This is a genomic window from Bradyrhizobium sp. USDA 4510 (assembly GCF_054059095.1).
In genome coordinates, this window is record NZ_JBSSBT010000001.1 from 2,959,403 (window position 1) to 2,984,376 (window position 24,974).

Here is a 24,974-nt window from a genome sequence, read left to right on the forward strand (position 1 = left end):
ATGCGAGAGCAGAACCGTCGTCTCGTCAGCTTCGTCGGCGCGGTCGCGACGGTCCTGCTGCTCTCGGCCTCCGCCGACGCCGGGGAGCGCACGGTCAACTTCTACAACTGGTCGAACTACATGGCGCCGGGAGTCCTCGAGGACTTCACCAAGGAAACCGGCATCAAGGTGGTCTACGATACGTTCGACGCCAACGAGACGCTGGAGACGCGGCTGCTCGCCGGCAAGTCGGGCTACGACGTCGTGGTGCCGACCGGCTACTTCCTGCAGCGCCAGATCACCGCGAAGGTGTTCCTCAAGCTCGACAAGTCGAAGCTGCCGAACCTCGCCAATGCATGGCCTGTGGTGACGAGCCAACTTGCGACTTACGATCCCGGCAATAGCTACGGCGCCAACTACATGTGGGGCACCACCGGCATAGGCTACAACGTCAAGATCGCGCAGAAGATTCTCGGTCCCGACGCGAAGATCGACAGCTGGGACATGGTGTTCAAGCCGGCGAACCTCGCCAAGTTCAAGGATTGCGGCATCCACATGCTGGATTCCGCCGACGACATCCTGCCGGCGGCGCTGAGCTATCTCGGCCTCGATCCGAACTCGACCAAGCAGGCCGACCTCGAGAAGGCCGCCGATCTCGTCATCAAGATCCGGCCCTATGTGCGCAAATTCCACTCGTCCGAATATCTCAGCGCGCTGGCCTCTGGCGAAATCTGCTTCGTGGTCGGATGGTCGGGCGACATCATGCAGGCGCGCAGCCGGGCGGCGGAAGCCAACACCGGCGTCGAGATCGGTTACACGATCCCGAAGGAGGGCGCGCAAATGTTCTTCGACAATCTCGCGATCCCCGCGGATGCGAAGAATGTCGCTGAGGCCTATGAGCTGATCAACTACCTCTACCGTCCCGAGGTCGCGGCGAAGAACTCGAACTTCCTGTCCTACGCCAATGGCAATCTGGCGAGCCAGAAGCTGATCGACCCGAAGATCTTCAACGACAAGAATATCTATCCCGACGAAGCGATGCAGAAGAAGCTGTTCGTGATCACCGCGCGCGATCCGGCGACGCAGCGGATCATCAATCGCCTGTGGACGCGGGTGAAGACCGGGAAGTAGGTCTATCCGTCATTGCGAGGAGCGAAGCGACGAAGCAATCCATCGCTCCGTATGCTCGGAGAAATGGATTGCTTCGCTTCGCTCGCAATGACGAGTGTCGGGCCTACCGCCAGCGCCGGTGCAGCCAGAGCCATTGATCGGGATACTCACGGACCCAGCCCTCGACGACGTCGGTGATCGCCTGCATGGTGCCCTGTATATCGATCTGGCCGGATGCGTCGAACACCGGCTTGACTTCCTCGGTGACCTCGCCGCGGAAGCGGCCGTCGGGCAGGCGGATGATCCGCGTGCCGTGGATTGGGCAATCGATCTGCCGGCGCAGGCGCGCCAGCAGCGGATTCGCGGTGGTCTTGCGGCCGAAGAAGGTGACGGGAACGCCGTTGGTCAAATACTGATCGACCAGCATCGCGACGTGCTGGCCGTTCTTCAGCGCCTGCGCCAGCTTGAGCGGCGCGTCACGGCCGGCCGGCACCAGCGTGCCCAGATTGACCGCGCGGATGCGTTCGATGGCGCGGTCGGCGGCTTCGATGTTCGGCCGGCGAAACAGGATGGTGGCGTCGAGCCCATGCGCTGCGGCGGCAATTGGAGAGAGCTCCCAGTTGCCGAGATGTGCGGCGAAGAACAGTGCCGGCTTGCCGTCGTCACGCAACTGATCGAACAGCTGCTTGCTGCGCGCCGAGAATTCGACGCGACCCGGCTTGTCGGGATTCTGGGGATCGTGGTCCCAGATGCGGTCGATGTGCGCGAATTCAGCGCCGATGCGTCCGAGGTTGTGCCAGACGCCCGTCAGGATCTCCTCGATCTCCTCCGGTGACTTTTCCGGGAAGGCGGCCTTGAGGTTCTCGCGGCCGATGCGATCCTCGCGCAGCCGGCGGCCGATGAAATGCGCGGCGCGGCCGAAGAATCTTGCGGTCTTCTCGGGATCGAAGTAGCGCGTCGTACGCAGCAGGCCGATCGTCAGCCCGCCGATCGCCGCGTCGGTCACGGGCTTCGCGGCGTCACGCAGGTGCGCCCTGGTGCGAAGGAGCAGGCGTTTCATCTGATGAGGCGAGGGCGCTAGGCCGGCTCGCGCGTCAGGATCAGTGAGGCGTTCTGCCCGCCGAACCCGAACGAGTTCGACATCACGGCGGTCACCTTGGCATCGCGCGCCTTGTTGCCGACCACGTCGAACGGGATCGCGGGATCAGGCACCTCGTAGTTGATCGTCGGCGGAATCCGCTGATGCTCGAGCGTGAGCAGCGAGAAGATCGCCTCGACTGCACCGGCGGCCGAGATGGTGTGGCCGACCATCGACTTGTTCGACGACACCGGAATGTTTTTGGTGTGTTCGCCAAACACGGCCGACGTCGCAAGATACTCCATCTTGTCGTTTTCCGGCGTCGAGGTCCCGTGCGCGTTGATGTGATCGATTTGCTCGGGCTCCATTCCAGCATCGGCGAGTGTCTTGCGCACGCAGCCGATCGCCGGCTTGCCGTCCGGGGCCGAGCGGGTGCGATGGAAGGAATCGGTGAGCTCGCCGCAGCCGGCGACGACGCCGAGGATGCGCGCGCCGCGGGCCATCGCGGCCTCGTAGCTCTCGAGCACCAGCGCGCCGGCGCCTTCGGCCATCACGAAGCCGTCGCGGTTCTTCGAGAACGGTTTCGAGGCGGCCTGCGGCGGGTCGTTCTGGGTGGAGAGAGCCGACAGCAGCGAGAAGCGCACCATGGCTTCCGGGTTCACCGAGCCGTCGGTTGCGACGCACAGCGTCGCATCGGTTTCGCCGCGGCGGATCGCCTCGACGCCGAGCTGGATCGCGGTCGCACCGGAGGCGCAAGCCGTCGACAGCGAAATCGGGGACCCTTTGGTACCGAAGGTCTCGGCGAGGTTGAGCGCGACGGAGCCGAAGGTGAAGCGCCGGTGAAAGTGCGCGAACTTCCCGCCGCTACAGGTCGCCAGGTATTCGATGATTCCAAAGTCCTTGGTCGGAACCTCGCGCGCGACTTCGAGCCGCTGCGGCCACTCGGTCTCGATCGGGGCGACTGCCAGAAACAGCGGGCCGGGAAAGTCGCCCTTGCTGCCGATGCCGGCTTGCTCGAGCGCTTCTTCGGTCGCGATCTCCGCCAGACGCTGCGACAGGCTGGTCGACGAGAACGGGTCGACGGTGACGAAATCGACGGCGCCGGCCATCGTCGTCTTCATACTGTCGAGCGGGAAGCGTGTCACGGTCTTGATGCCGGACTCACCCGCGGTGAGGCGCTTCCAATTGTCGGTTTTGCCGCCGCCGAGCGACGTCACGATTCCCATGCCGGTCACGACAACGATCGGTCGGCCGAATTTATCGCGTGGTGCTGTCATGGTTTCCCCGTCGGTGCTTGCGCCGGACTTAAAGTGCGATGAGCTTCATCGCACCCTAGTTGTTTGTTCGAGCATGATGTTCGGAAACAATTTTCCGGATCATGCTCTAACTGACGGCCTCGACCAGTGCCATGCCTTCGCCCTGCCAGTGGCCGACCCCCAACACCACAATCTGGGTTGGCGCTTCGGTCTTTTCAACCTCCAGCCCGGTCGGGTCGTTGGCCGGATAGAGCGCGCCGCGCGAGATCGACAACGCGGCCAGCGCGAGCCCAAGCGGGAATTGCGCCTCCATAGTGTGGCCGAAGGTCGTTCCGGTGGCGCGGACGGCAAAGTCGGCATGCTGGCTGAGGAATGCGCGCTCTTCGGCGGTCGCAGGCTCGGCGCCGGTCGCGCCCGTGATCAGGATACCGTTGTCGCCGCTGACACCGAGCTGCGGCCACAACGCCTGCAGCGATTTCGTCACGGCGCCCGGCTCCTTGCGTCGGGCAAGGTCGGCGACAACCTTGGTCAGCTTGGCGTACGGCTTTGCGCCGCGGGCCTCGGCATGTTCGCGCGATTCCATCACGAGGAAGGCGCCGGCGGAGCCGATGGCAAAGCCCGGGTTGTTCCTGCGGGCCCAGACCGAGCTATGCTGGTCCTTGAGGGCGAGATCGCCGAATGCATAGAGCATCAAGAGGTCGCCGCGATCGCCGTTATGAGCGGCGCCGACCAAGGCGATGTCACTCTGGCCGGCTCCAATGCGCGCGACCGCGATCCGTGCCGCGTCGATGCTTGAGGCTTCCTCGCCCATGAAGGTGCGCGAGGTCCCGCACACGCCGTGAACGATCGCGATGTTGCCGGCGAGCAGGTTGGAGAGCTGCGCCAGGAACAGCGTCGGGCGCAGCTCGTTCATCAGCTTCTCGTTGAGGAGGGCTGGCGGCAACTTGCCCTGTGCGTCGGCGTTCATGATCGCGAGGTCGACAGTGAGGTCACGCTCGCCGCCACCGGCTGCGATGATCATGTCCATCCGCGAGAGGATTTCCTGATTGCCTTTGACGCCGGCGGAATCGAGCGCCAGCCCGGCGGCATAGGTGCCGATCCGCTGCCAGGTTTCCATCTGACGCTGATCGCCCTTCTTCGGGATCTGGGCGTCGAAGCTGACGGGAGCGATCGGATGGATGACGTATGGCGCGAGACGCTTCTCGTCGGCATTGACGCGCCGGGCGCCGAGCGCCTCCCAATGCGCATCCAGTCCCTCGCCAAGCGAGGAGAGCAGGCCTACGCCGGTGATCCAGACTTCCTTCTCAGCCATTACTCAGTGCCTGCTGCGGAAACCCGATCTTGGCGGCCATCGCATCCATGTGCACGCGCAAGTCCGGGCTGGGGAAGGGGATGTGACGGAAGGTCAGCTCGGCATTGCACTTGAGCTCCTTGCCGACGCGAACCTTCGCCGAGGTCACGGCGAAGCCTGAACCTTCGTGCTCGATCTTGGCCTCGATGGTCAGGACCGAGCCGGGGCTGACGAAGCCGCGCATCTTGGCTTCCTTGACCATGGCGAGGAAGGGCATGCGCTCGAACTTGGTCAGACCAAGGATCAGCCAGCCCGAGCTCTGGGCCATTGCTTCGGTCAGCAGCACGCCGGGCATGATCGGGTAGCCCGGGAAGTGCCCCGCGAACACCGAATGGCTGTCGGGCGGAACATCCGCCTCGACGACAATGGTCCTTGCGTCGAGGTTGAGGTCGACGATCCGATCAATCAGCTGAAAGATCTCGAGCTGCATGATGGGCGATTACGAGCCCGTGCCCGTGCCCGCGTTCTTGGCTGCAACCAGCTCGTCGATGCGGTCGGCGAGATTCTTCAACACGAAATACTGCTCCGTCGTGGCCTTGCCGTCGTTGACCTCCTGGGTCCACTTTTCGAGCGGCATCTTGATCCCGAAGGCCTTGTCGATGGCAAAGGCGATGTCGAGGAAGTCGAGGCTGTCAATCCCCAGATCGTCGATCGCGTGGCTCTCCGGCTTGATCGTGTCGCGCGGGATGTCGCAGGTCTCCGCGATAATGTTGGCGATCTGCTCGAATGTGGAGGACATCATTAAGCCTTTGATATATTGAAGGTAATTCCGGGTCGGCTCAGAGGAGGCGGGCGCGTTGCCCCGGAATGCCCGATTGCTGGTGCCGGAGTCGTGTGCCCGTATATCGGAGCAGGGCCGTTAGTTCAATGGAGCTTGGCCGGCATCGCAAGGACGGTTTTTGGGCAGGGTTCCGGCCAGCCTAGCTGCGCGGCATCACCGTAATCTTCGCGCAATCCCGGCGGCCCATCAGCACGCAATCCTGGGTCTTGCGCAAATCGGCGATGCTCATGGCAAGCCAGATGCCGATCGCGGTGAGCGCCACCGTGAAGGCGAAGGCGGCGATGTTGGCGAGCATGCGCTGGCGGAAATCGTCGGGCTCCTCGCGCGGCTTCTCATAGCGAGAGAGATCGTTGGCAACGGAAGCCGGGCGCGTCGTTCGGGGCGGCTCCTCGCGCTTGCCGGGCGGCTGCGCCGAGGTACGCGGCCGGAATTTGAGCACCACGTGCTCGGCATCCGAGGAGATTGGCCGCTGCGTCTTCACTGTTTGTCAGTCCGGTCGCGTCGCCGGTTATGTTTAGCATGTTCGCTGCACTTCACACCTAAAATCTTGGTGCGCGCAGAGGTGGTATTCATGCGTCGATCACCTCCAGGAACTGGCTTGCCGTCGAGGCGGCTGCTGCGGAGCGCGGGATGCTCGGCATTGCGATGACCAAGCCGATGTCGACACACTCGTTCGACCTTCGCGCATGCACAGTTTGCGCTGCAACGCCGTCACGGAGGTTGAGGCTGCGCGCCCGGGCATTGGCAGCCCGGGCATTGACAGCCCGGGAGCATCGACAGCCGAGGGCGGACCATCCGGCCATCGGCCCCCACCGCTTCGTGAAGCCATTCCGGCACACCGGACTCTTTCACCCGCCTGCGGGCTCATGACATAGTGGAACCCGTTCCGGAGTGCCGGTCAAAAGGGAGCATAAATCATGGCCCACACGCGCGAGCCTTACGTCAAACCGGTCCCGATCCTGTCGCTGCGGCCGACCCAGATGACGGTCGGCATGCAGGAGGTGACGGAGAAGCGGAAGCGCTGGCGCGAGCACAAGTCGGACAAGAAGCGCGCCGAACTGCTGGGCAAGCACATGATCCCGGTCGTCCATGGTCCCGACGATCGCTACTACGTGGTCGATCACCATCACATGGCGCGGGCGCTGCACGACGAGGGCGTCAAGGACATCCTGGTCACGGTGATCGGCGATCTCACGATGGTCGAGCGTGACGTGTTCTGGGGCGTGATGGACAACAAGCGCTGGGTCTATCCCTACGATTCCAAGGGCGAGCGCCGCCACTTCAAAGACATTCCGAAATCGATCAAGGACCTCAGGGACGATCCGTTCCGCAGCCTCGCCGGCGAGATGCGCCGGGCGGGCGGCTTTGCCAAGGACACGACGCCGTTCAGCGAATTCCTGTGGGCCGATTTCCTGCGCCGCCACATCCCGCGCAAGACGGTGGAGAACAATTTCGCCAAGGCGCTGGAGAAGGGACTGGCGCTCGGCCGCAGCAAGGACGCGGTCTATTTGCCCGGCTGGTGCGGGCCGGCATCTGACGACTGATCTGCCGCGACCGCCGGCCCGTGTTGATTATCCCTGCCGCCGAGCAAGTGGTGCAGCCACCGCTCGGTCCGCTTGCCGAAGGTCAACAGCAGGAACGCCAGCGCGACGGCGGTGACGACGATCGGCCAATGTCCGGCGCCGCAGACGATGCCGACGCAAGCGGCGAAGAAAGCGCATGCGGCGCTGGTCAGGCCGCGGACCTGGAAGCGGTCGCCCTGCCGCACGATCACGCCGGCGCCGAGGAATCCGATGCCGGTCAGCACGCCCTGGATCACGCGGCTCACCGCATCGGTGAATTTGCCGGGCTCGACGGCCTGCAATGCCAACAGCACGACCATGGCCGTCGAAAGGCTGACGAGACCCAGCGTCTTCAGGCCGATCGGCTTGCCGCGCAGGTCACGGTCGAGCCCGATCGCGCAACCGGCAAGGGTGGCCGCGCCGAGACGCAGGACGATCTCGCTCCAGTCCGCCAAGGCGTCCTCTATTTCGGCTGCCGGCCGAGCATGTAGAACTCGCTGTTCGGCCGCATGCCGGTGACGTTGGCGAGCCGGTTCGACAGCGCGAAGAATGCCGCAACCGCGGCGATGTCCCAGACGTCGTCGTCGCTGAAGCCATGGGCCGCAAGCGTGGCGAAGTCCGCCTCCGAGATTTCCTCAGCGGCGCGGCTCACCTTCATGGCGAAGTCGAGCATCGCGCGCTGCCGCGGCGTGATGTCGGCCTTGCGGTAGTTGACCGCGATCTGGTCGGCGATCTCCGGATTCTTGGCGCGGATGCGCAGGATCGCGCCGTGGGCGATCACGCAATACTGGCACTGGTTGGCGGCGCTGGTCGCCACCACGATCATCTCGCGCTCGGCCTTCGAGAGGCCGGAGTCCTTTTCCATCAGCGCGTCGTGATAGGCGAAGAAGGCGCGAAACTCGTCGGGGCGATAGGCCAAGGTGAGGAAGACGTTCGGCACGAAGCCGGATTTCTCCTGCACCGCCAGGATGCGGGCGCGGATGTCCTCGGGGAGCTTGTCGAGAGCGGGCGTCGGGAAGCGTTTTGCGGTCGGCTGCGTCATGAGATGGTTCCGGCGTGCCGCCTGGATGCGGCGTCACGCGAGACCATAGTGGATGACGCCTTGGGCGCAAGGCGCATCGGCGCCCTGGCGGAATTCGGCTAACGCAGCGGCTTCTTCAGCAGCGAGAAGCGGTCCGGATCGAGGCCGAGCGAGGGCTGCAGCATCGGCGCCTCGGCTGGCGCCATGGTGCGCGCCGGCGCCGGAGAGTTGAAGTTGGCGTCGCCGCTCGGGCTATCGCGATGCGAGGTGGCGCCGCGCCAGCGCTCCAGCACGGCGCTGACGAAATGCATGTCATGGCCGGCGGTGACCGACGGTACCGTGGCGATGGTGGCCTCGCCGCGCGGCAGCTGGTGCGGCGGCACCTCCTTGAAGCGCAGCCGGGTCGGCAGCGCCACGCCTTCGCCGAACGCCAGCACCTCGCGGGTGCCGAGCGAGGGCACGAAGGACAGCAGGTTGGCGGCGGCATCCGAGACCGCGGAGCGTAGCAGCGCCTGGTCGCGGTCGTTGGCGAGGCGCATTGTGAACAGCGTGTTGCACTGAGAGATGATGGTCGCGTCGAGCTCGGCCGGACGCTGGGTGATCAGGCCGAGATAGACGCCGTATTTGCGGCCTTCCTTGGCGATGCGCGACACCGCCTTGCGGGTCGGCCCGAAGCCGATATTGCGGTCGGCCGAGGCGTAGCGGTGCGCTTCCTCGCAGACGAACAGCATCGGCGAGACGCCGTCGCTCCACAGCCCGAAATCGAACGCCATGCGGCACAGCACCGACACCACGGAATCGACGACTTCGGCGGGGAAGCCGGCGAGCTGCATGATCGTCATCGGCTTGCCGTTGGCGGGCAGGCGGAACAGATGGCTGATCACCTCGGCCATTGTATCGCCGCCGACATTGGCATTATCGAACATGAAGGCGTAGCGCGGATCGTTGCGCACCGCGTCGATGCGCGAGATCAGCTTGTGATAGATGATGCGCGAAGAGCGGTTCTCCAGCTTGCCCATGCGCTCGTCGATCAGCGAGATCAGGTCGACGAGGCGATAGGGCACCGGCGTATCGACGGTGTAGCCGACCTGCTTGGGGTCGATGCGCTTCAGCCCGAGACCGACCCGGTCGGAGTTCTGGTACTGGGTGTAGATGCCCTTCGCCATCGGGATCACTTCGGCGAGAATGTCGAGCTCCTCGGGCACGCCGGGCCGGCCGCCAAACAGCACGTCGACGATCTCTTCGAAGTTGAACAGCCAGAACGGCAGCTTCAGGTTCCGCGGGTTGAGCACCTGGGCGCGCTCGCCGAAGCAGCGGCCATATTCGTTGTGCACGTCGAGCAGGAAGATGCGCAGGTTCGGCCGCGACTTCAGGATCTCGTTGAGCAGCAGCGACACGCCGGTCGACTTGCCGACGCCGGTCGAGCCGAGCACCGCGAAGTGCTTGGACAGCATCTCCTCGACGTCGACATAGGCGATGACAGAACGATCCTGCTGCAGCGTGCCGACATTGATCTGGTCCGAGCCGCTCGGCGCATAGACCGTGCGCAGCTCCTGGTTCGTGATCAGATCGGTGCTGTCGCCGATGGTCGGATAGTGGGTGACACCGCGCTGGAATTTCGGGCGGTCGCCGCCCAGGATCTCGCCCAGCAGGTCGACCGAGGCGGTCGCCATGTATTCGTCGGACGCCGGCAGGTTCTCGCACGTCACTTCGGTGATCATAGCGACAATGACCGAACTCGCGCAGCGGATACTGACGAACCGGCCGACGGTCGCTCGCATTTCCGAAAGTTGCATCTGGCCGCCCGCCAGCAGCCCAACCCGGGCCTGCGAGCCGCGCACAGAGATCACACGTCCGAAGGGTGTCACAGTTCCAGCCTGGCTCGTTCTCAAAATCTAAATGTCCGGACCAATATGCCCGCCCGGGATTGGAAAAACCGTTAAATCGCCGGGGTTCCGCATCGGCTAAATCTACACCTTCCCGGTGACGATTTGTTTCTATCGTACCGGGAGATTACGCGCTGTCGCGCGCATCGGCGGCGGAATCGTCGCTTTCCGGCACAGCCGCGTTTGTTTCCCGGTTTTTCCGTTAAGGCGGGATTCACCATCTCTGAGGAGTGCATCGGCAGCTCCGTAGGTTTACGGGGCATTGGGCGCGATTTGTCATACCCTGTCGCCCGGTATCGCGTAACCGATTGCTAACTGCGAGTTGTAACGACCTTTCCATTTGTGCTGCGTAACGATGCCGCGCCCTGGGAGAGATCAGCGTGCGCATCGAACACCGCAATTCATCGTCAGGAAATGCCGATGCTGGCTCGACCAAGGGGCTGGCGTTCTGTGCCGGCCTGTTGGTCGGCAGCCTGCTCGGAAGCGCGACCGCGCAATGGAGTGAGCGCGAAGGCCTGCTGATGGCGGCATTCGCGATCATGGCCGTGATCGTCTTCCTGTTGCTCAAGCGGCACGAAATCTCCGACGAGCGGCTCGCCAGCGAACGCCGCAATCTCATGACCGCCGTGAACAACATTCCGCAGGGCCTCGTGCTCTACGATGCATCGGCGCGCATCATCATCTGCAACCGCCCCTACATCGAGATGTTCGGGCTTTCGCCCGACGTCGCCAAGCCCGGCTGCACGATGCACCGGCTGATTGCGCATAGACAGGAGACGGGCTCGTTCGACGGCGATGTCGACGACTTCTGCGACGCCATCATCGGCAACGTGAAGCTTGGCCGCGCCACGCGTCAGCTGACGCAGGCGCCGGGCGGGCGCGCGATCGAGATCGTCAACAAGCCGCTGCCGGAAGGCGGCTGGGTGGCGACCATCCAGGATGTCACCGAGCGTGCGCGCACCGAGAACAAGATCGCCCACATGGCGCATTATGATGCGCTGACCGACCTGCCGAACCGCGTGCTGTTCCGCGAACGCCTGGAGCGGGCGCTGAAGGCGATCCGGCCGGATCAGCAGCTCGCGGTCATGTATATCGACATCGACGAGTTCAAGGCCGTCAACGACGCGCTCGGCCATCAGATCGGCGACGAATTGCTCAGGGCGATCGCCGACCGCCTGCGCGGCTGCGTTGGGGACACCGACGTCGCGGCGCGGCTCGGCGGCGACGAGTTTGCCGTGATCCAGACCACCGTCCGCGATCAGACCGAGACCATGCAGCTCCTCGCTGCGATCTATCAGTCGATCCGCCGGCCGATCGACTGCAGCGGGCATCTGATCACCACCGATGCCAGCATCGGCATCGCCGTTGCGCCCGCCGACGGCCTCGACATCGATCAATTGCTGCGCAATGCCGACCTCGCGCTCTACGGGGCCAAGAGCGACGGCCGCCGCACCTACCGGTTCTTCGAGACCGGCATGGATGCACGCGCCAAGGCGCGGCGCAGCCTCGAGCTCGAGCTGCGCCAGGCGATCGCCGACGGCAGCTTCGAGCTGCACTATCAGCCGCTGCTCCATCTCGAGGAGGGGCAGGTCAGTTGCTGCGAGGCGCTGGTGCGCTGGCGTCATCCCGAACGCGGCACCATCTCGCCGGCGGATTTCATCCCGATCGCCGAGGACACCGGCCTGATCAACGATCTCGGTCACTGGGTGCTCAACACCGCGTGCCGCGAGGCGATGAACTGGCCGGAGCATGTTCATGTTGCGGTCAACGTGTCTCCGATCCAGTTCAAGAGCCAGACGCTGGCACTCAACGTCGCCGCCGCGCTCGCCGCGACAGGTCTGGCACCTTCGCGGCTCGAGCTCGAGATCACCGAGGCGGTGCTGATCCGCGACGACGAGGCTGCGCTCGATATCCTGCATCAGCTGCGCGAACTCGGCGTCCGTATCGCGCTCGACGATTTCGGCACCGGCTATTCCTCGCTGAGCTATCTGCAGCGCTTCCCCTTCGACAAGATCAAGATCGATCGCGCCTTCATCAAGGATCTCGCCGGGACCGGCGCGTCGTCCACGATCGTCCAGGCCGTCGTCAACATCGCCGCTGCCAGCGACATGACCACGACCGCGGAGGGCGTCGAGACCGAGCAGCAGCGCAACCTGCTGCGCATCCTCGGCTGCACCGAGATGCAGGGCTATCTGTTCAGCCGGCCGGTGTCATCGGCTGAAATCCGCAAGCTCCTGTCGTCGGATCACGAGAAGGCTGTCTCGGTCGCCTGACGCCTGCCTTGACCGCTTTCACGAGGTGATTCCGGCCATGGAATGCCCTGCGAGCGCAATTGCCGTCGCCAGGTGACATGGGGCAGGGGCCGGCATTCCGCTGCCGCGATCCCGACGGCCATGTCATCGAGCTCTATTACGAGACCGAGTGGTACGAGGCGCCGGCCGAGCTGAAGCCCGCGCTGAAAAACCAGGCGCAGCGCTTTCCGGCGCGCGGCGTCAATGTCCGCCGGCTCGACCATCTCAATTGCCTCGCGGTCGACATCAAAGCCAACCGTCTGTTCTTCGAAGACTACCTCGGCTGCCGCACCACCGAGCAGATCGTACTCAACGACGGCACGGAAGCCGCGATGTGGATGACGATGTCGAACAAGAGCTACGACTTCGCCTATACGCGCGACCATTACGGCAAGCGCGGCCGGTTTCACCATGTTACCTACGCGCTCGACAGCCGCGAGGAGATCCTGCGTGCTGCGGATATTTTTCTCGAGCACGGGGTGCATATCGAGACCGGGCCGCACAAGCACGCGATCCAGCAGACCTTCTTCCTCTATGTCTATGAACCCGGCGGCAACCGCGTCGAGGTCGCCAACGCCGGCGCACGCCTGATCCTTGCGCCGGACTGGAAGCCGATCGTGTGGACCGAGGAAGAGCGCAGGAAGGGACAGGCGTGGGGGTTGAAGACGATCGAGTCGTTTCACACCCACGGCACCCCGCCCGTGATCGACTAGATGCGAGACCGCCGCACGAAGGCCGCCCGAGCGCGTCGATACGCCGCCGCGAACACCCGCGGTCGCTGACGACAGCGCCGACGCGCAACCGATATGATCCGGTTCGCGGCGGCGGACGCTGCGCCGCGCGAAATTTGAACCGGTGAGAGCGGGCACAATGGCTGGCAAGACGCGAAAGACGTCGGCGAAGGGGGCGAAAAAGAGCGCCGCGAAGCGTGGCTCTGCAAAGCCGCGTCTGCTCGCGGGCGGCAATCCGCAGATCGCAAAAGGCTATGGCGATGCTCCGGTGCAAGCCTATATCGCCGCGATGCCCGGGTGGAAGCGCGACGTCGGGCGCAAGCTTGACGCGCTCATCGTGCGTGCCGTCCCCGGCGTGCACAAGGCGGTGAAGTGGAACTCGCCGCTCTACGGCATGGAAGGCGACGGCTGGTTCCTCGGCATCCATGTCTTCACGCGCTACGTCAAGGTGGCTTTCTTTCGCGGTGCGTCGCTGCATCCGGTGCCGCCGGGCGAGTCCAAGCAGCAGCACACGCGCTATCTCGACATTCACGAGAACGACGAGCTCGACGAAGCCCAGTTCACCGCGTGGGTGAAGCAAGCCAGTCAATTGCCCGGCGAACGGATGTGAGTGGCAACGCAGGTCAGGACCGGTAAGCAGCGGCCACGACGCGCTGTCGATGCAGCTCTGCGCGATAGAGCATTGCCTCGCCTCAGCCCTTTGGTGTTAGGCTGCGCCAAAGCCCGATGAATCGCCATCGCGCTTTGGATTGTTGTCCTGGCATGATCTTTTCGGAAAACCGCTTCGCACTTTTCCGGATCATGCTCTGGTAACGTCAGAGGAAAACGTCGATGAGCGAACACACGACGGACAAGCGCGTGCGAGAGGCGTCTCGCAGGCGATTCCTTCAGGCCGGCGCAGCACTGGCCGGTGGCTCCGCCATATCGGGAGTTGCCGGTTCTACCGCGCTTGCCGAACAGGGGAATAATCTTCCGCCCAATGTGCCGGAATGGATGAAAGCGCCCGGCGACCCGATGGGAAGCCAGCCCTATGGCACGCCGTCGGTTCACGAGAAGGCTGTCGTCAAGAACATCTCGAAGACGCTGCCGCAATACATCTCCGCTTCGGGCCGCACGCCGCTGCAGGAGCTCGACGGCATCATCACGCCGAACGGTTTGTTCTACGAACGCCACCATGGCGGCGTGCCGACCATCGACCCGGCCGAGCACCGGCTGGTGCTGCATGGCATGGTCGATCGCCCGCTGGTGTTCACGATGGAGGACATCCGCCGCTTTCCGTCGCAGTCGCGCATCCACTTCCTCGAGTGCTCCGGCAATCCGGTCTACACCAAGCCGTACGGCAAGACGGCCTCCGACCTCGTCGGCCTGCTGAGCTGTGCGGAATGGACCGGCGTGCCGCTCAAGACGGTGTTGGACGAAGCGGGCCCGCAGACCGGCGCCAAATGGATCGTGGCCGAAGGCGCCGACGCCGCTGCGTTGACGCGCTCGATCCCGATCGAGAAATGCCTCGACGACGCCATGCTGGTCTACAGCCAGAATGGCGAGCGGCTGCGCCCGCAGCAGGGCTATCCGCTGCGCCTGTTGCTGCCCGGCTTCGAGGGCAACATGAACGTGAAGTGGCTGCGCCGGCTCAAGGTCGTCGCCGAGCCGGCCTATTCGCGCGAGGAGACCTCGAAATACACCGACCCGATGCCTGACGGCACGTCGCGCGAATTCACCTTCTACATGGAAGCCAAGTCGATCATCACACGGCCGTCCGGCGGGCAGAAGCTGACTGCGCAGGGCTTTCACGAGATTACCGGCATCGCGTGGAGCGGTCACGGCAAGATCAAGAGCGTCGAGGTCTCGCTCGACGAGGGCAAAAGCTGGCAGCAGGCCGAATTGCAGGAGCCGGTGTTGACGCGCGCGCTCACGCGCTTTCGCTTGCCCTGGCATTGGGACGGCAAACCTGCCGTGATCCAGAGCCGCGCCATCGACGAGACCGGATACGTGCAGCCGACGCTGGCGGAATTGGTCAAGGTGCGCGGTCTCAACTCGTTCTACCACAACAACGCGATCTGGCCCTGGCGCATCGATGCGAATGGTGAGGTGAGCAATGGCCAGGCGTAAGCTCAAGACGGCGTTCGTTGTGAGTGCGATCGCGATGCTCGCCACTGCCGGGCAGGCCGAGGATCGCTTTGGCATCGGGCGTGCGGCGACGCCTGCCGAGATCGCCGGCTGGAACATCGATATCGGCCGTGACGGCTCCAACCTGCCGCCGGGCAGCGGCAGTGTCGAGCACGGCCGCACGGTGTTCAGCGAGCAATGCGCTGCGTGCCATGGCGACAGCGGGCAGGGCGGCATCGGCGATCGCCTGGTCGGCGGACAGGGCACGCTGGCGAGCCCAAAACCGATCCGCACCGTCGGCAGCTATTGGCCCTATGCCCCGACGCTGTTCGACTACATCCGCCGCGCGATGCCGCAGAACGCGCCGCAGTCGCTGAGCAATGAGGACGTCTACGCGGTTTCAGCCTACATCCTCAGTCTGAACGGCATCGTGCCGGCCAATGCGGTGCTCGACGCCAAGTCGCTCGCCGCCATCAAGATGCCGAACCGCGACGGCTTCGTCTCCGACCCGCGGCCCGACGTGCACAACCACTGAGCGGCAGGCACGGCCGGGTGGCTCGCAGCATCGTGACGTCGTGGCCCCTGTGCCCGGAGGATTGCCGTCCCTATGTCCGTTTGGGGGCGGCTCGGCCGTCATCCGGCACACGTTTATGATCGATAGGAGAGGCCGCATGACCAGGTCATGGGCAGTCGCAGCCGCCATGCTGCTCGTGGGAATGACGTTCACGCCGGTCGCGGCCCAGATGTCGGAGCCGGCATATTTCGACGCGCAAAATCCCGGGCGCAGCGCGATCAACGGCGGCGCCCTGACGCCATGGGGTGAGGCCCAGGAGGCCGTGCAGCGCCGCGGCAATCCGGCGAACGCCTACGCCGCCATGCCTGCGGTGGAGCCATCTTCCGCCTGCGCGCGTTACCGTTCATTCGATCCGGCGTCCGGCACCTTCCTTGGCCGCGACGGCCGCCGCCATCCCTGCCGATAAGGCCCTGCGCCGCGCTTGGCGGTGGATAAGGGCGCCGGCATTCGCCCGGCGCGCGAACGACTGGACGTTAGGCGCGTTATAGTCCGCCGATCGTGTCGGGTCCCGCCGGACCCGAGCAGCGGAGGACACCCGGCGTGACAGACGCTCTGGCCGGTTTCTGGGACCGAAAGTCGACCTCGGACCTGTTGCGGGAGGCGGCGCGGGCCGATGGCGACGCGGAGACGCCGATCTTCAGGCGCTCGCTGTCGGCGTTGCAACTGGTCACGCTCGGCATCGGCGGCATCATCGGCGCCGGCATCTTCGTGCTGACGGGCCACGCGGCCGCCGCCAATGCCGGTCCCGCGGTCACGCTCTCCTTCATGCTTGGTGCGGTGGCCTGCGCCTTCGCCGGCCTGTGCTACGCCGAGATGTCGTCGACGGTGCCGATCTGCGGCAGCGCCTACACCTATGCCTACGCCACGCTCGGCGAGCTGATCGCCTGGATCATCGGCTGGGACCTGATCCTCGAATACGCGGTCGGCGCGATCGCGGTCTCGGTCGGGTGGTCCGGCTATTTCGTCAGTCTGATGCGCGATTTCGGCATCAACCTGCCGCAGCAATTCACCTCGGCGCCGCTCGCTTACGACGTCAACACCGGCGCGTGGTCATCGACCGGTGCGGTCATCAACATCCCGGCGATGGCGATCATCGCCTTCGTGACCACGCTGCTGGTGGTCGGCATTCGCGAGTCCGCGCGCTTCACCAGCTTCGTCGTCGTGGTCAAGCTCGTTGTGATCGCGCTGTTCCTCGCTACCGCGGCTTCCTCGGTGACCCTGGCGAACTGGGTAACGGCGGGCAACCCGGAGGGCGCGCTGATCCCGCCGAATGCCGGTCCTGGCGTGTTCGGCTGGTCCGGCGTGGTCCGCGGCGCGGCAGTGGTGTTCTTCGCCTATATCGGCTTCGACGCGATCTCGACCGCGGCGCAGGAAGCGAAGACGCCGGAGCGCGACATGCCGATCGGCATTCTCGGCTCGCTCGTGATCTGCGCCGCGCTCTATGTCGCGGTCGGATTCGTGCTGACCGGCATCGTGCCCTATGACCGACTCAGCGTGCCCGATCCGATCGCGGTCGGCATCGATGCGATCGGTATCGGCTGGCTCGGTCCGTTCATCAAGCTCGGCATCCTGTTCGGATTGACATCGGTGATCCTCATCATGCTGCTGGCGCAACCGCGGATCTTTCGCGCCATGGCGCATGACGGATTGCTGCCGGGCTTTGCCGCCAAGATCCATCCGCGCTTCCAGACCCCCTATGTCTCGACCATCTTCGCCGGCACCGTGGCCGCTCTTCTCGGTGGGCTGTTGCCGATCGGGCTGGTCGGCGAACTGGTCTCGATCGGCACGCTGTTCGCGTTCACGTTGGTCTCGATCGGCACGCTGGTGCTGCGCGTGCGCGATCCGGAATTGCCGCGTCCGTTCAAGGCGCCGGCGATCTGGCTGGTGGCCCCGGCTGCCGCCGGAACTTCGCTGTTCCTGATGTTCGGCCTGCCGCTCGACACCTGGATCAGGCTCGCGGTGTGGCTAATGATCGGGCTTGTGATCTATGCGGCCTATGGCAGACGGCACAGCCGGCTGCGGGCGAGCGGCGGGGACCGCGCGGGCCTATAGTGCGCGTGCGTGCGGCCTGCTAGATGTACGCGTTGAGATAGCACCGCAAGCCGCGACAGGCCGGCATTCTCCGGGGAGACTTCCATGCAAAATCCAACGGCACGCGCGCGATGGATGGTCGCCGCGCTCGTCTCGATCGGCATCATGTCGGCTGCTCCCGGTCGCGCAGCCTCGGTTGCGCCGGCCGCCGCCGAGAACGGGATGGTGGTCTCCGCGCAGCATCTCGCGACCCAGGTCGGCGTTGAGGTGTTGAAACGGGGCGGCAATGCGGTCGATGCGGCGGTCGCCGTTGGTTACGCGCTTGCGGTGGCCTATCCCGCCGCCGGCAATCTCGGTGGCGGCGGGTTCATGACCATCCAGTTCGCCGACGGTCGCAAGACCTTCCTGGATTTCCGGGAGACCGCGCCGAAGGGCGCCACAGCCGACATGTATCTCGACAAGGACGGCAAGGTCATCCCCGGGTTATCGACCAAGGGGCATCTCGCCGTCGGCGTACCGGGCTCGGTGGCCGGCATGGAATATGCGCGCGAGAAATACGGTACGATGAAGCGCGCTGACGTCATCGCGCCGGCGCTGCAACTGGCGGAGGATGGTTTTGTGCTCGACCAGGGCGACGTCAGCATGCTGCAGGCCTCGACCAAGGACTTTCAGGACGATCCGGCCTCGGCCGCGATCTTCCTCAACAACGGCAAGCCGTTCCAGGTCGGCGAACGGCTGACGCAGCATGAGCTCGCCGAGACGCTGCGCGAGATCAGCAAGCGCGGCAGTGATGGCTTCTACAAGGGCTGGGTTGGTGCTGCGATCGTCGCCGCGAGCCAGGCCGGCAAGGGACTGCTGACGCAGGAGGATCTGGACAACTACAGGGTTCGCGAGCTGGCGCCGGTCGAATGTGACTATCGCGGTTACCACGTGGTCTCGGCGCCGCCGCCCAGTTCGGGCGGTGTGGTGATCTGCGAGATGCTCAACATCCTCGAGGGCTATCGGCTGAAGGAGCTCGGCTACCACTCGGCGCAGGCGGTGCACTACCAGATCGAGGCGATGCGCCACGCTTACGTCGATCGCAACAGCTATCTCGGCGATCCGGACTTCGTGAAGAATCCGCTCGAGCGCCTGCTCGACAAGACCTACGCCGCGAAGATCCGTGCCGCGATCGACCCGGCCAAGGCCGGAGTGTCCAGGGACATCAAGCCCGGCGTTCCGCCGCATGAGGGCAGCAACACCACGCACTATTCGATTGCCGACAAGGACGGCAATGCGGTGTCGGTCACCTACACGCTGAACGACTGGTTCGGTGCCAAGGTGACGGCGGCCAGGACCGGCGTGCTGCTCAATGACGAGATGGACGACTTCACCGCCAAGGTCGGCGTGCCGAACCTGTATGGGCTGGTGCAGGGGGAGGCCAACGCGATCGTCCCCGGCAAGCGTCCGCTGTCCTCAATGAGTCCGACCATCGTCTCCAAGGACGGCAAGCCGGTCATCGTGATGGGCACCCCGGGCGGCAGCCGCATCATCACCGCCGTGCTGCTGACGATGATCAACGCGATCGACTATGGCATGAACGCGCAGGAGGCCGTGGACATGCCGCGCTTCCACCAGCAGTGGCTTCCCGAGGTGACCAACCTCGAGGACTACACGCTGTCGCCGGATACGCGGAAGATCCTGGAGGGCATGGGCCACAAATTCGGCCCGCCGCATCCGGCCAACCACCTCGCGGTGATCATCATCGGCGCGCCGTCGCTGGGCGGCAAGCCGGTCGGCAACAACCGCTTCTATGGCGCGAACGACCCGCGGCGCAATTCGGGGCTCGCCGCGGGCTATTGATCGTGACGGCTAGCGACAATCCGTAGCCCGGATGAGCGAAGCGATATCCGGGTCTTGTTGAGCTCCCGCATGTCGCTCCGCTCGTGCGGGCTGCCGCTCCAATTGATCCGCGCTGCGGTCAGGCGACGGCGGTCGACCTGCCGTCCTTTTGCCCGCTGGTCAGCAGCAAGCGCTGGCGGATCGCGTCTTCGATCAGAGCCAGGGATTGCTTGGCTTCGCGCGCCTCGGCTTCGGCGGCCTGGGCGCGGAATTCGGCCGCATCGAGTTGCTCCTGTTGGGACTCGATGCGCCGTCGGGCTTCCTCAAGCGCCCGCGACGCATCCCTCAATTTGCGCTCGGTGGCGGCGATGATTTCGAGCTGCGCCTGTTCGGCGGCCTCGGCGCGCGCTTCGCCGGCGCGGGCCCTGTCCTCGATGCTGCGGAACAAATCCGCCGCCTGATAGACGAGGTCCAAGGCTTCTGTGCCCATGGCCGATGCGGGTGGTCTTGGAAATCCAAGAACGTTAGGGTCGGCCGTAAATGGCCGTTTGAATCCGCGCAGTGCCATCCAAATCAGCCCGTCGCGAGTCGGTGTATGCCAACAACTTGCGGTAGTTATGGTTAACAAATCCTTAATGTGATTGGCGCGCCGGCGCTGTCCACCGGTTTCTGATGTCGCAGCACCCAAATCGTCGGCCGGATCGGGGAATCGATCCGTCCGGCCCGCGCTTTTCTTTCGGAACGTGCTCTCCGCGCAAGCGTATCGAGACCGCAGCGCTATCAGGCGCGGTGCGCGAAGCGCGCAGCGCTGCAGCGGAGATCGATGCAGCCTCCGCGGGCGCTGCCAGTCGGCGAGGTCTGCCGATTTGGCTGCGGGCGCGAGCCGGGCTCTATGGCATAAGTTTGACGCTTGGCTTGCTTTAATTCTCCGGTGTTGAATTGCAGGTCCATGGAGCGACCGATATACCGGGCGGCCTAAGTGGCACGCAGCGCGCTCAGAACGAGCGACGTATTCGCCACGGAAATCTGGTCGATGAAATTTCTGTTGCGGTTCTTCGGGTTCCTGTTCACCGCAGGCACCATCCTGTTCCTGGCTGGTCTGGCCGCGGTCGCAGGGCTGTTCTGGCATTTCTCCAAGGACCTGCCCGAGTATTCGCAGCTCCAGAACTACGAGCCGCCGGTGATGACCCGCGTGCACGCGGCCGACGGCTCGCTACTCGGCGAATACGCCAAGGAGCGCAGGCTTTATCTGCCGATCCAGGCGGTGCCGAAGCTCGTGATCAACGCGTTCCTCGCCGCCGAGGACAAGAATTTCTACGAGCATGGCGGCGTCGACTACACCGGCATGGCGCGCGCCGGTGTCGCCTACATCCAGAACTTCGGTTCCAACCGGCGGCCGCAGGGCGCCTCGACGATCACCCAGCAGGTCGCCAAGAACTTCCTTTTGACCAACGAGGTGTCGTTCACCCGCAAGATCAAGGAAGCCTTGCTGGCGATGCGAATCGAGCGGGCTTACTCCAAGGACAAGATCCTCGAGCTCTATCTCAACGAAATCTATCTCGGCCTTGGCGCCTACGGCATCGCGGCGGCCTCGCTGGTGTATTTCGACAAGTCCGTCAATGAGCTGACGGTCGCGGAAGCGGCCTATCTGGCGGCGCTGCCGAAAATGCCGGCCAGCCTGCATCCGGTGCGCAACCGCGCGCGCGCCGTCGAGCGCCGCAACTACGTGATCGACCGCCTGCAGGAGAACGGCTGGATCACCGCGGCCGACGCCGACAAGGCGCGCAAGGAGCCGCTGACCGTCACCAACCGCAGCAATGGCGCGCACACCTTCGCCGGCGAATATTTCTCGGAAGAAGTCCGCCGCGACATCTTCGAGCGCTATGGCGAGAAGAAGCTCTATGAGGGCGGCCTGTCGGTGCGCACCACGCTCGACCCCAAGGTCCAGGTGATGGCGCGCAAGGCCATGGTGGCTGGGCTCGTGAACTATGACGAGCAGCAGGGCTATCGCGGTGCGATCCAAAGGCTCGACCTGACCAGTGACTGGGGCGTGCCGCTCGCCGAGATCAAATCGCTGTCCGACATCTCGCCGTGGCGAATGGCGGTGGTGCTGGAGAGCAACGACCAGTCGGCACGGATCGGCTTCCAGCCGGGCCGCGAGCTCGGCGGCGCCATCAGCAAGCAGCGCGAGACCGGCATCATCACGATGGACGGCGCGCGCTGGGCCAAGAGCAAGGGCAAGACGCCGACATCGGTGGCGCAGGTGCTGCAGCCAGGCGACGTGATCTACGCCGACCCGCTCTTCAGCAAGGACGGCCAGCGCGTCGAAGGCCAGTACCGGCTGCGACAGATCCCTGAGCTGTCGGGTGCGATGGTGGCGATGGATCCGCACACCGGCCGCGTGCTGGCGATGGTCGGCGGCTTCTCGTTCGACCAGAGCCAGTTCAACCGCGCGACGCAGGCCTATCGGCAGCCCGGCTCGACCTTCAAGCCGATCGTCTATTCGTCGGCGCTCGACAACGGCTACACCGGATCGACCATGATGATCGACGCGCCGATCGAGATCGACCAGGGGCAGGGCACCATCTGGCGGCCCGAAAACTTCTCCACCGGCAAGTATCAGGGCCAGGTGACGCTGCGCAACGCGCTGCGGCTCTCGCTCAACACGGTGACCGTGCGGCTGGCGCAGGAAATCGGCATGCCGCTGATCGGCGAATATGCAAAGCGCTTCGGCGTCTATGACGAGTTGCCGAACTATCTCGCCTACGCGCTCGGCGCCGGCGAAACCACGGTGATGCGGATGGCCACGGCCTATTCGATGATCGCCAATGGCGGCGTCCGCGTGAAGCCGACCTTGATCGACCGCATCCAGGACCGCTACGGCCACACCATCTTCAAGCACGATCAGCGCGAATGCCGCGGCTGCGACGCACCGGAGGGCTGGAAGAACCAGCCGGAGCCGCAGCTCGTCGACCGCCGCGAGCGGGTGCTTGACGCGATGTCCGCCTACCAGATCACCTCGCTGATGGAGGGCGTGATTCAGGCCGGTACCGGCACCGCGCTGAAGGACGTCGGCAAGCCGCTCGCCGGCAAGACCGGCACCTCGAACGAGGCCAAGGATCTCTGGTTCGTCGGCTTTTCGCCGGACCTCGTGGTCGGTCTCTATGTCGGCTACGACAAGCCGCGCTCGCTCGGCCGCAACGCGCAGGCCGGCCATACCGCGGCGCCGATCGCGCGCGACTTCCTGAAGCTCGCGCTGGCCGACAAGCCCGCCACCCCGTTCAAGCAGCCGGTCGGCATCCGGCTGGTCCTGGTCGATGCCAAGACTGGCCAGCGCGCTGTGCCCGGCCAGAACCGGGGCGTGGTGCTCGAGGCCTTCAAGCCGGGCCAGGCGCCGCCGTTCAATGATCCCGGGATGGTCGCCGGCACCGACGTGATCGACGGCACCCAGCAGGGCATTTCGCCGGACGCCGATCGGGCCGTGATGCGGTCAGGGACGGGCGGGCTGTACTGAGGTCGGGCCGGCAAGGCGTTCACGAGACGCGGCTCGACCTTTTCCACGAACGGGCGGTGCATGCGTAAGCATGACACGTCAGATGACATGCCTTGCGCCGATGTCCCGCGCTAAGGCCTGCGTCCCCACGCTTGGCGCTGATGTTCGGCGGTCTGTGGGCGATCAACTTCGAGGGAGGTGTGTGAACGGCCCGCCGGTGAGCCGCACCAACCAGAGAGAACGGTCGCGACGTCCGCGCGAAGGCGCCGCGGGTGCCGTTGTTAGGGCGGTTACTCCAACAAGCGATTGTGCGTGAGACCAATGATCAAGACGCTCGTTGTCGTGGTTCAGGTAACCTGGACGGTTTCGGTGGTTGGAATGGCAACCGTGATCGGCGTGCTGGGATTTGGGTGCCACGGCTGGATCGGCGCGATTGGGTTCGGCACCGCCGGATTTGGTGTTGGAGCCGTGTTGGCGGCCTGACCCGAACTGCTGCTGGAATTGCTCGCCGGAATGTGACTCGTGTGGCTCGCACCGGTCGGGTCGGTGGCGTCCCGACTTGCGATTTTCGCGCCCGCTCCGCCAACAATGCTTGCCAAGCGTGGGACCAAGCGGGTAGAAGGTCGCTCTCGCGCGGGCGCTGATTTGGCAGGCGAACCCGCTGCACCGAGATGTCCAGTCATCCAGCTAAGCTGTTGATACCACGGACGATTCTTGGGGAATGGTGTAACGGTAGCACAACAGACTCTGACTCTGTTTGTCTTGGTTCGAATCCAGGTTCCCCAGCCAATCCGCCTCGGTGGCGTGATCATCCTCTCAAATCCCGACGAGATAGCCGGCTGCAGCTGCCGACGGAGGACCAGTCGTATGTGTGCCATCACGGCAGGGTGGATTGGTCCGGCGTAATCCACCATGGTCTCGCGCGTGTGGTCCGGCTCGTTGCAACAGAGGTTTAGGCTGATGGACGAAATTCTCTATGCCCGCGAAGCGTCGATCGGCGTCGATGAGTTCATCGAGGTGCTGCGGCAGTCGGGCCTCGGCGAGCGGCGACCGCTGGCGGATACCGACCGGATGGAGCGCATGATCGCCAATGCGAATCTGATCGTGACGGCGCGGAAGGCGGGCAAGCTGGTCGGCGTGTCGCGCGCGCTGACCGATTTCGCCTATTGCTGCTATTTGTCGGACCTTGCGGTCGATCGCGGATACCAGGGACATGGCATCGGCAAGCGTCTGATCGCGGAAACGCGGCGCCTCGCCGGACCTGAATCGATGTGCCTGCTGTTGTCGGCGCCGGACTCGATCGGGTTCTACAAGACCATCGGCATGCCGCAGCCGGACAACGCGTTCCTCTACAAGCGGGAGCGATAGCGGACGGCTACGCTGCGCGGCGCTATTTGATCTTGTCGTAGACCGTCGCGAAGTCCGCAAGCGGCATCGGGATGGAGATGGTTTCCTTGCCGAGATTCTGGAACGACACTTTGAGCTGCTTGCCCGATTTCAGCTGGGTCAGGACATCGGCGGCGATCGGCGTATTGATGTAGCAGCCGCGTGCCTCGCACGTCTGGATCGGCACGTCGACGGCCTTGCCGTCGTCGACCTGCAGCTTGGCGCCGACCGGCAGGTTCAATCCGAGTGGAAGCTGGATCAGCGCCACCGGCGTGCGGGTGTCGCCGGGAACGCGGATATTGACCAGCACGATGAGCTGGCCGGTCTTGGTGAGCACCGCGGTCTGTTCCATCGCGCATTCGAGCGGAGCGTCGCGGCTCGCACTGGTGCAGCGCGCAATCCAGCCGGAATTGTTGGGGGCTGCTGTATCACCCTGAGGAGCCGCGGGCGCAGCTGCCGGAGCGGGCGCGTTCTTGCTCTTGGCCGTCTGGGCGTGGCCAGAGTGGGCCATGCCGAA

The 24,974-nt window shown here is 64.7% G+C and carries 23 protein-coding genes, 1 tRNA gene and 1 pseudogene; 14 read left to right on the plus strand and 11 right to left on the minus strand.

Annotated elements, in window-relative coordinates; genetic code table 11:
* Nucleotides 1-1,110, plus strand: a complete 1,110-nt coding sequence (locus tag ACVMDN_RS13215) for a polyamine ABC transporter substrate-binding protein (RefSeq protein WP_456835181.1) — start codon at nucleotides 1-3, stop codon at nucleotides 1,108-1,110.
* Between the two features lie 103 nt (nucleotides 1,111-1,213).
* Here ACVMDN_RS13215 and ACVMDN_RS13220 read toward each other — a convergent pair whose 3' ends face one another.
* From ACVMDN_RS13220 to ACVMDN_RS13245, 6 genes are all read right to left on the minus strand, one after another.
* Nucleotides 1,214-2,149 carry a lipid A biosynthesis lauroyl acyltransferase gene (locus ACVMDN_RS13220; RefSeq protein ID WP_057019707.1) on the minus strand — a complete coding sequence of 312 codons (936 nt, stop codon included), beginning with the start codon at nucleotides 2,147-2,149 and terminating at the stop codon, nucleotides 1,214-1,216.
* A 17-nt stretch (nucleotides 2,150-2,166) separates the two neighbouring features.
* The gene (locus ACVMDN_RS13225) at nucleotides 2,167-3,444 is read right to left on the minus strand and encodes a beta-ketoacyl-ACP synthase (RefSeq protein ID WP_028344597.1); all 1,278 of its coding nucleotides are present in this window, start codon (nucleotides 3,442-3,444) and stop codon (nucleotides 2,167-2,169) included.
* Nucleotides 3,445-3,550: 106 nt separating this feature from the next.
* Nucleotides 3,551-4,735, minus strand: a complete 1,185-nt coding sequence (locus ACVMDN_RS13230; protein WP_141340565.1) for a beta-ketoacyl-ACP synthase — start codon at nucleotides 4,733-4,735, stop codon at nucleotides 3,551-3,553.
* The gene (locus ACVMDN_RS13235) at nucleotides 4,728-5,204 is read right to left on the minus strand and encodes a 3-hydroxyacyl-ACP dehydratase FabZ family protein (RefSeq protein ID WP_141340566.1); all 477 of its coding nucleotides are present in this window, start codon (nucleotides 5,202-5,204) and stop codon (nucleotides 4,728-4,730) included. The genes ACVMDN_RS13230 and ACVMDN_RS13235 overlap by 8 nt, the downstream gene beginning before the upstream one ends.
* A 9-nt stretch (nucleotides 5,205-5,213) precedes the next feature.
* On the minus strand, nucleotides 5,214-5,513 hold the full coding sequence (locus ACVMDN_RS13240; RefSeq protein ID WP_024582229.1) for an acyl carrier protein: 300 nt from the start codon (nucleotides 5,511-5,513) through the stop codon (nucleotides 5,214-5,216).
* A 181-nt stretch (nucleotides 5,514-5,694) separates the two neighbouring features.
* Nucleotides 5,695-6,036: a hypothetical protein gene (locus ACVMDN_RS13245; RefSeq protein ID WP_141340567.1), complete on the minus strand. Its 342-nt coding sequence runs from the start codon at nucleotides 6,034-6,036 to the stop codon at nucleotides 5,695-5,697.
* A 436-nt stretch (nucleotides 6,037-6,472) separates the two neighbouring features.
* Between ACVMDN_RS13245 and ACVMDN_RS13250 the strand changes: the two genes are divergently transcribed.
* Complete coding sequence (locus ACVMDN_RS13250; RefSeq protein ID WP_057019711.1) at nucleotides 6,473-7,099, plus strand: ParB-like protein; 627 nt, start codon at nucleotides 6,473-6,475, stop codon at nucleotides 7,097-7,099.
* On the opposite strand, the gene ACVMDN_RS13255 is transcribed toward ACVMDN_RS13250, so the two are convergent.
* From ACVMDN_RS13255 to ACVMDN_RS13265, 3 genes are all read right to left on the minus strand, one after another.
* Nucleotides 7,060-7,572 carry an MgtC/SapB family protein gene (locus tag ACVMDN_RS13255; protein WP_141340568.1) on the minus strand — a complete coding sequence of 171 codons (513 nt, stop codon included), beginning with the start codon at nucleotides 7,570-7,572 and terminating at the stop codon, nucleotides 7,060-7,062. The two genes, ACVMDN_RS13250 and ACVMDN_RS13255, sit on opposite strands and share 40 nt — an antisense overlap.
* An 8-nt stretch (nucleotides 7,573-7,580) precedes the next feature.
* The gene (locus ACVMDN_RS13260) at nucleotides 7,581-8,159 is read right to left on the minus strand and encodes a peroxidase-related enzyme (protein ID WP_141340569.1); all 579 of its coding nucleotides are present in this window, start codon (nucleotides 8,157-8,159) and stop codon (nucleotides 7,581-7,583) included.
* A gap of 98 nt (nucleotides 8,160-8,257) precedes the next feature.
* On the minus strand, nucleotides 8,258-10,006 hold the full coding sequence (locus ACVMDN_RS13265) for an ATP-binding protein (protein ID WP_137479616.1): 1,749 nt from the start codon (nucleotides 10,004-10,006) through the stop codon (nucleotides 8,258-8,260).
* 398 nt (nucleotides 10,007-10,404) lie between these two features.
* Between ACVMDN_RS13265 and ACVMDN_RS13270 the strand changes: the two genes are divergently transcribed.
* The 8 genes and pseudogenes from ACVMDN_RS13270 to ggt all read left to right on the plus strand — a co-directional run bounded on the left by ACVMDN_RS13270 (nucleotide 10,405) and on the right by ggt (nucleotide 19,599).
* A complete protein-coding gene (locus ACVMDN_RS13270) occupies nucleotides 10,405-12,297 on the plus strand; it encodes a putative bifunctional diguanylate cyclase/phosphodiesterase (protein WP_076826498.1) in 1,893 nt (630 codons plus the stop codon).
* A 71-nt stretch (nucleotides 12,298-12,368) separates the two neighbouring features.
* A pseudogene (locus ACVMDN_RS13275) lies at nucleotides 12,369-13,028 on the plus strand (VOC family protein); the annotation flags it as partial.
* 157 nt (nucleotides 13,029-13,185) lie between these two features.
* The gene (locus tag ACVMDN_RS13280) at nucleotides 13,186-13,656 is read left to right on the plus strand and encodes a DUF1801 domain-containing protein (RefSeq protein WP_141340570.1); all 471 of its coding nucleotides are present in this window, start codon (nucleotides 13,186-13,188) and stop codon (nucleotides 13,654-13,656) included.
* A gap of 221 nt (nucleotides 13,657-13,877) precedes the next feature.
* On the plus strand, nucleotides 13,878-15,155 hold the full coding sequence (gene soxC, locus ACVMDN_RS13285; protein ID WP_141340571.1) for a sulfite dehydrogenase: 1,278 nt from the start codon (nucleotides 13,878-13,880) through the stop codon (nucleotides 15,153-15,155).
* Nucleotides 15,156-15,189: 34 nt separating this feature from the next.
* A complete protein-coding gene (locus tag ACVMDN_RS13290) occupies nucleotides 15,190-15,687 on the plus strand; it encodes a c-type cytochrome (protein WP_057020025.1) in 498 nt (165 codons plus the stop codon).
* Nucleotides 15,688-15,823: 136 nt separating this feature from the next.
* Complete coding sequence (locus tag ACVMDN_RS13295; protein WP_141340573.1) at nucleotides 15,824-16,132, plus strand: BA14K family protein; 309 nt, start codon at nucleotides 15,824-15,826, stop codon at nucleotides 16,130-16,132.
* A 146-nt stretch (nucleotides 16,133-16,278) separates the two neighbouring features.
* Nucleotides 16,279-17,778: an amino acid permease gene (locus ACVMDN_RS13300; RefSeq protein WP_200844434.1), complete on the plus strand. Its 1,500-nt coding sequence runs from the start codon at nucleotides 16,279-16,281 to the stop codon at nucleotides 17,776-17,778.
* Nucleotides 17,779-17,862: 84 nt separating this feature from the next.
* The gene (gene ggt, locus ACVMDN_RS13305) at nucleotides 17,863-19,599 is read left to right on the plus strand and encodes a gamma-glutamyltransferase (protein ID WP_141340574.1); all 1,737 of its coding nucleotides are present in this window, start codon (nucleotides 17,863-17,865) and stop codon (nucleotides 19,597-19,599) included.
* Nucleotides 19,600-19,717: 118 nt separating this feature from the next.
* Here the strand turns inward: ggt and ACVMDN_RS13310 are convergent, their stop codons facing one another.
* Nucleotides 19,718-20,146: a hypothetical protein gene (locus ACVMDN_RS13310; RefSeq protein WP_253587137.1), complete on the minus strand. Its 429-nt coding sequence runs from the start codon at nucleotides 20,144-20,146 to the stop codon at nucleotides 19,718-19,720.
* Nucleotides 20,147-20,611: 465 nt separating this feature from the next.
* Here ACVMDN_RS13310 and ACVMDN_RS13315 point away from each other — a divergent pair, with 465 nt between their 5' ends.
* The 4 genes from ACVMDN_RS13315 (at nucleotide 20,612) to ACVMDN_RS13330 (ending at nucleotide 24,439) form a co-directional block, all read left to right on the plus strand.
* The gene (locus ACVMDN_RS13315) at nucleotides 20,612-23,092 is read left to right on the plus strand and encodes a penicillin-binding protein 1A (protein ID WP_456835178.1); all 2,481 of its coding nucleotides are present in this window, start codon (nucleotides 20,612-20,614) and stop codon (nucleotides 23,090-23,092) included.
* A 300-nt stretch (nucleotides 23,093-23,392) separates the two neighbouring features.
* Nucleotides 23,393-23,554 carry a hypothetical protein gene (locus tag ACVMDN_RS13320; protein WP_158074173.1) on the plus strand — a complete coding sequence of 54 codons (162 nt, stop codon included), beginning with the start codon at nucleotides 23,393-23,395 and terminating at the stop codon, nucleotides 23,552-23,554.
* Nucleotides 23,555-23,786: 232 nt separating this feature from the next.
* A tRNA-Gln gene (locus ACVMDN_RS13325) sits at nucleotides 23,787-23,860 on the plus strand.
* A 171-nt stretch (nucleotides 23,861-24,031) separates the two neighbouring features.
* Nucleotides 24,032-24,439, plus strand: coding sequence for a GNAT family N-acetyltransferase (locus ACVMDN_RS13330; protein WP_018271115.1), 408 nt, complete (start codon nucleotides 24,032-24,034; stop codon nucleotides 24,437-24,439).
* A 22-nt stretch (nucleotides 24,440-24,461) separates the two neighbouring features.
* Here the strand turns inward: ACVMDN_RS13330 and ACVMDN_RS13335 are convergent, their stop codons facing one another.
* Entirely contained in the window at nucleotides 24,462-24,968 is a 507-nt protein-coding gene (locus ACVMDN_RS13335; RefSeq protein WP_225160697.1) for an invasion associated locus B family protein, read from the minus strand.
* Nucleotides 24,969-24,974 lie beyond the last annotated feature (6 nt).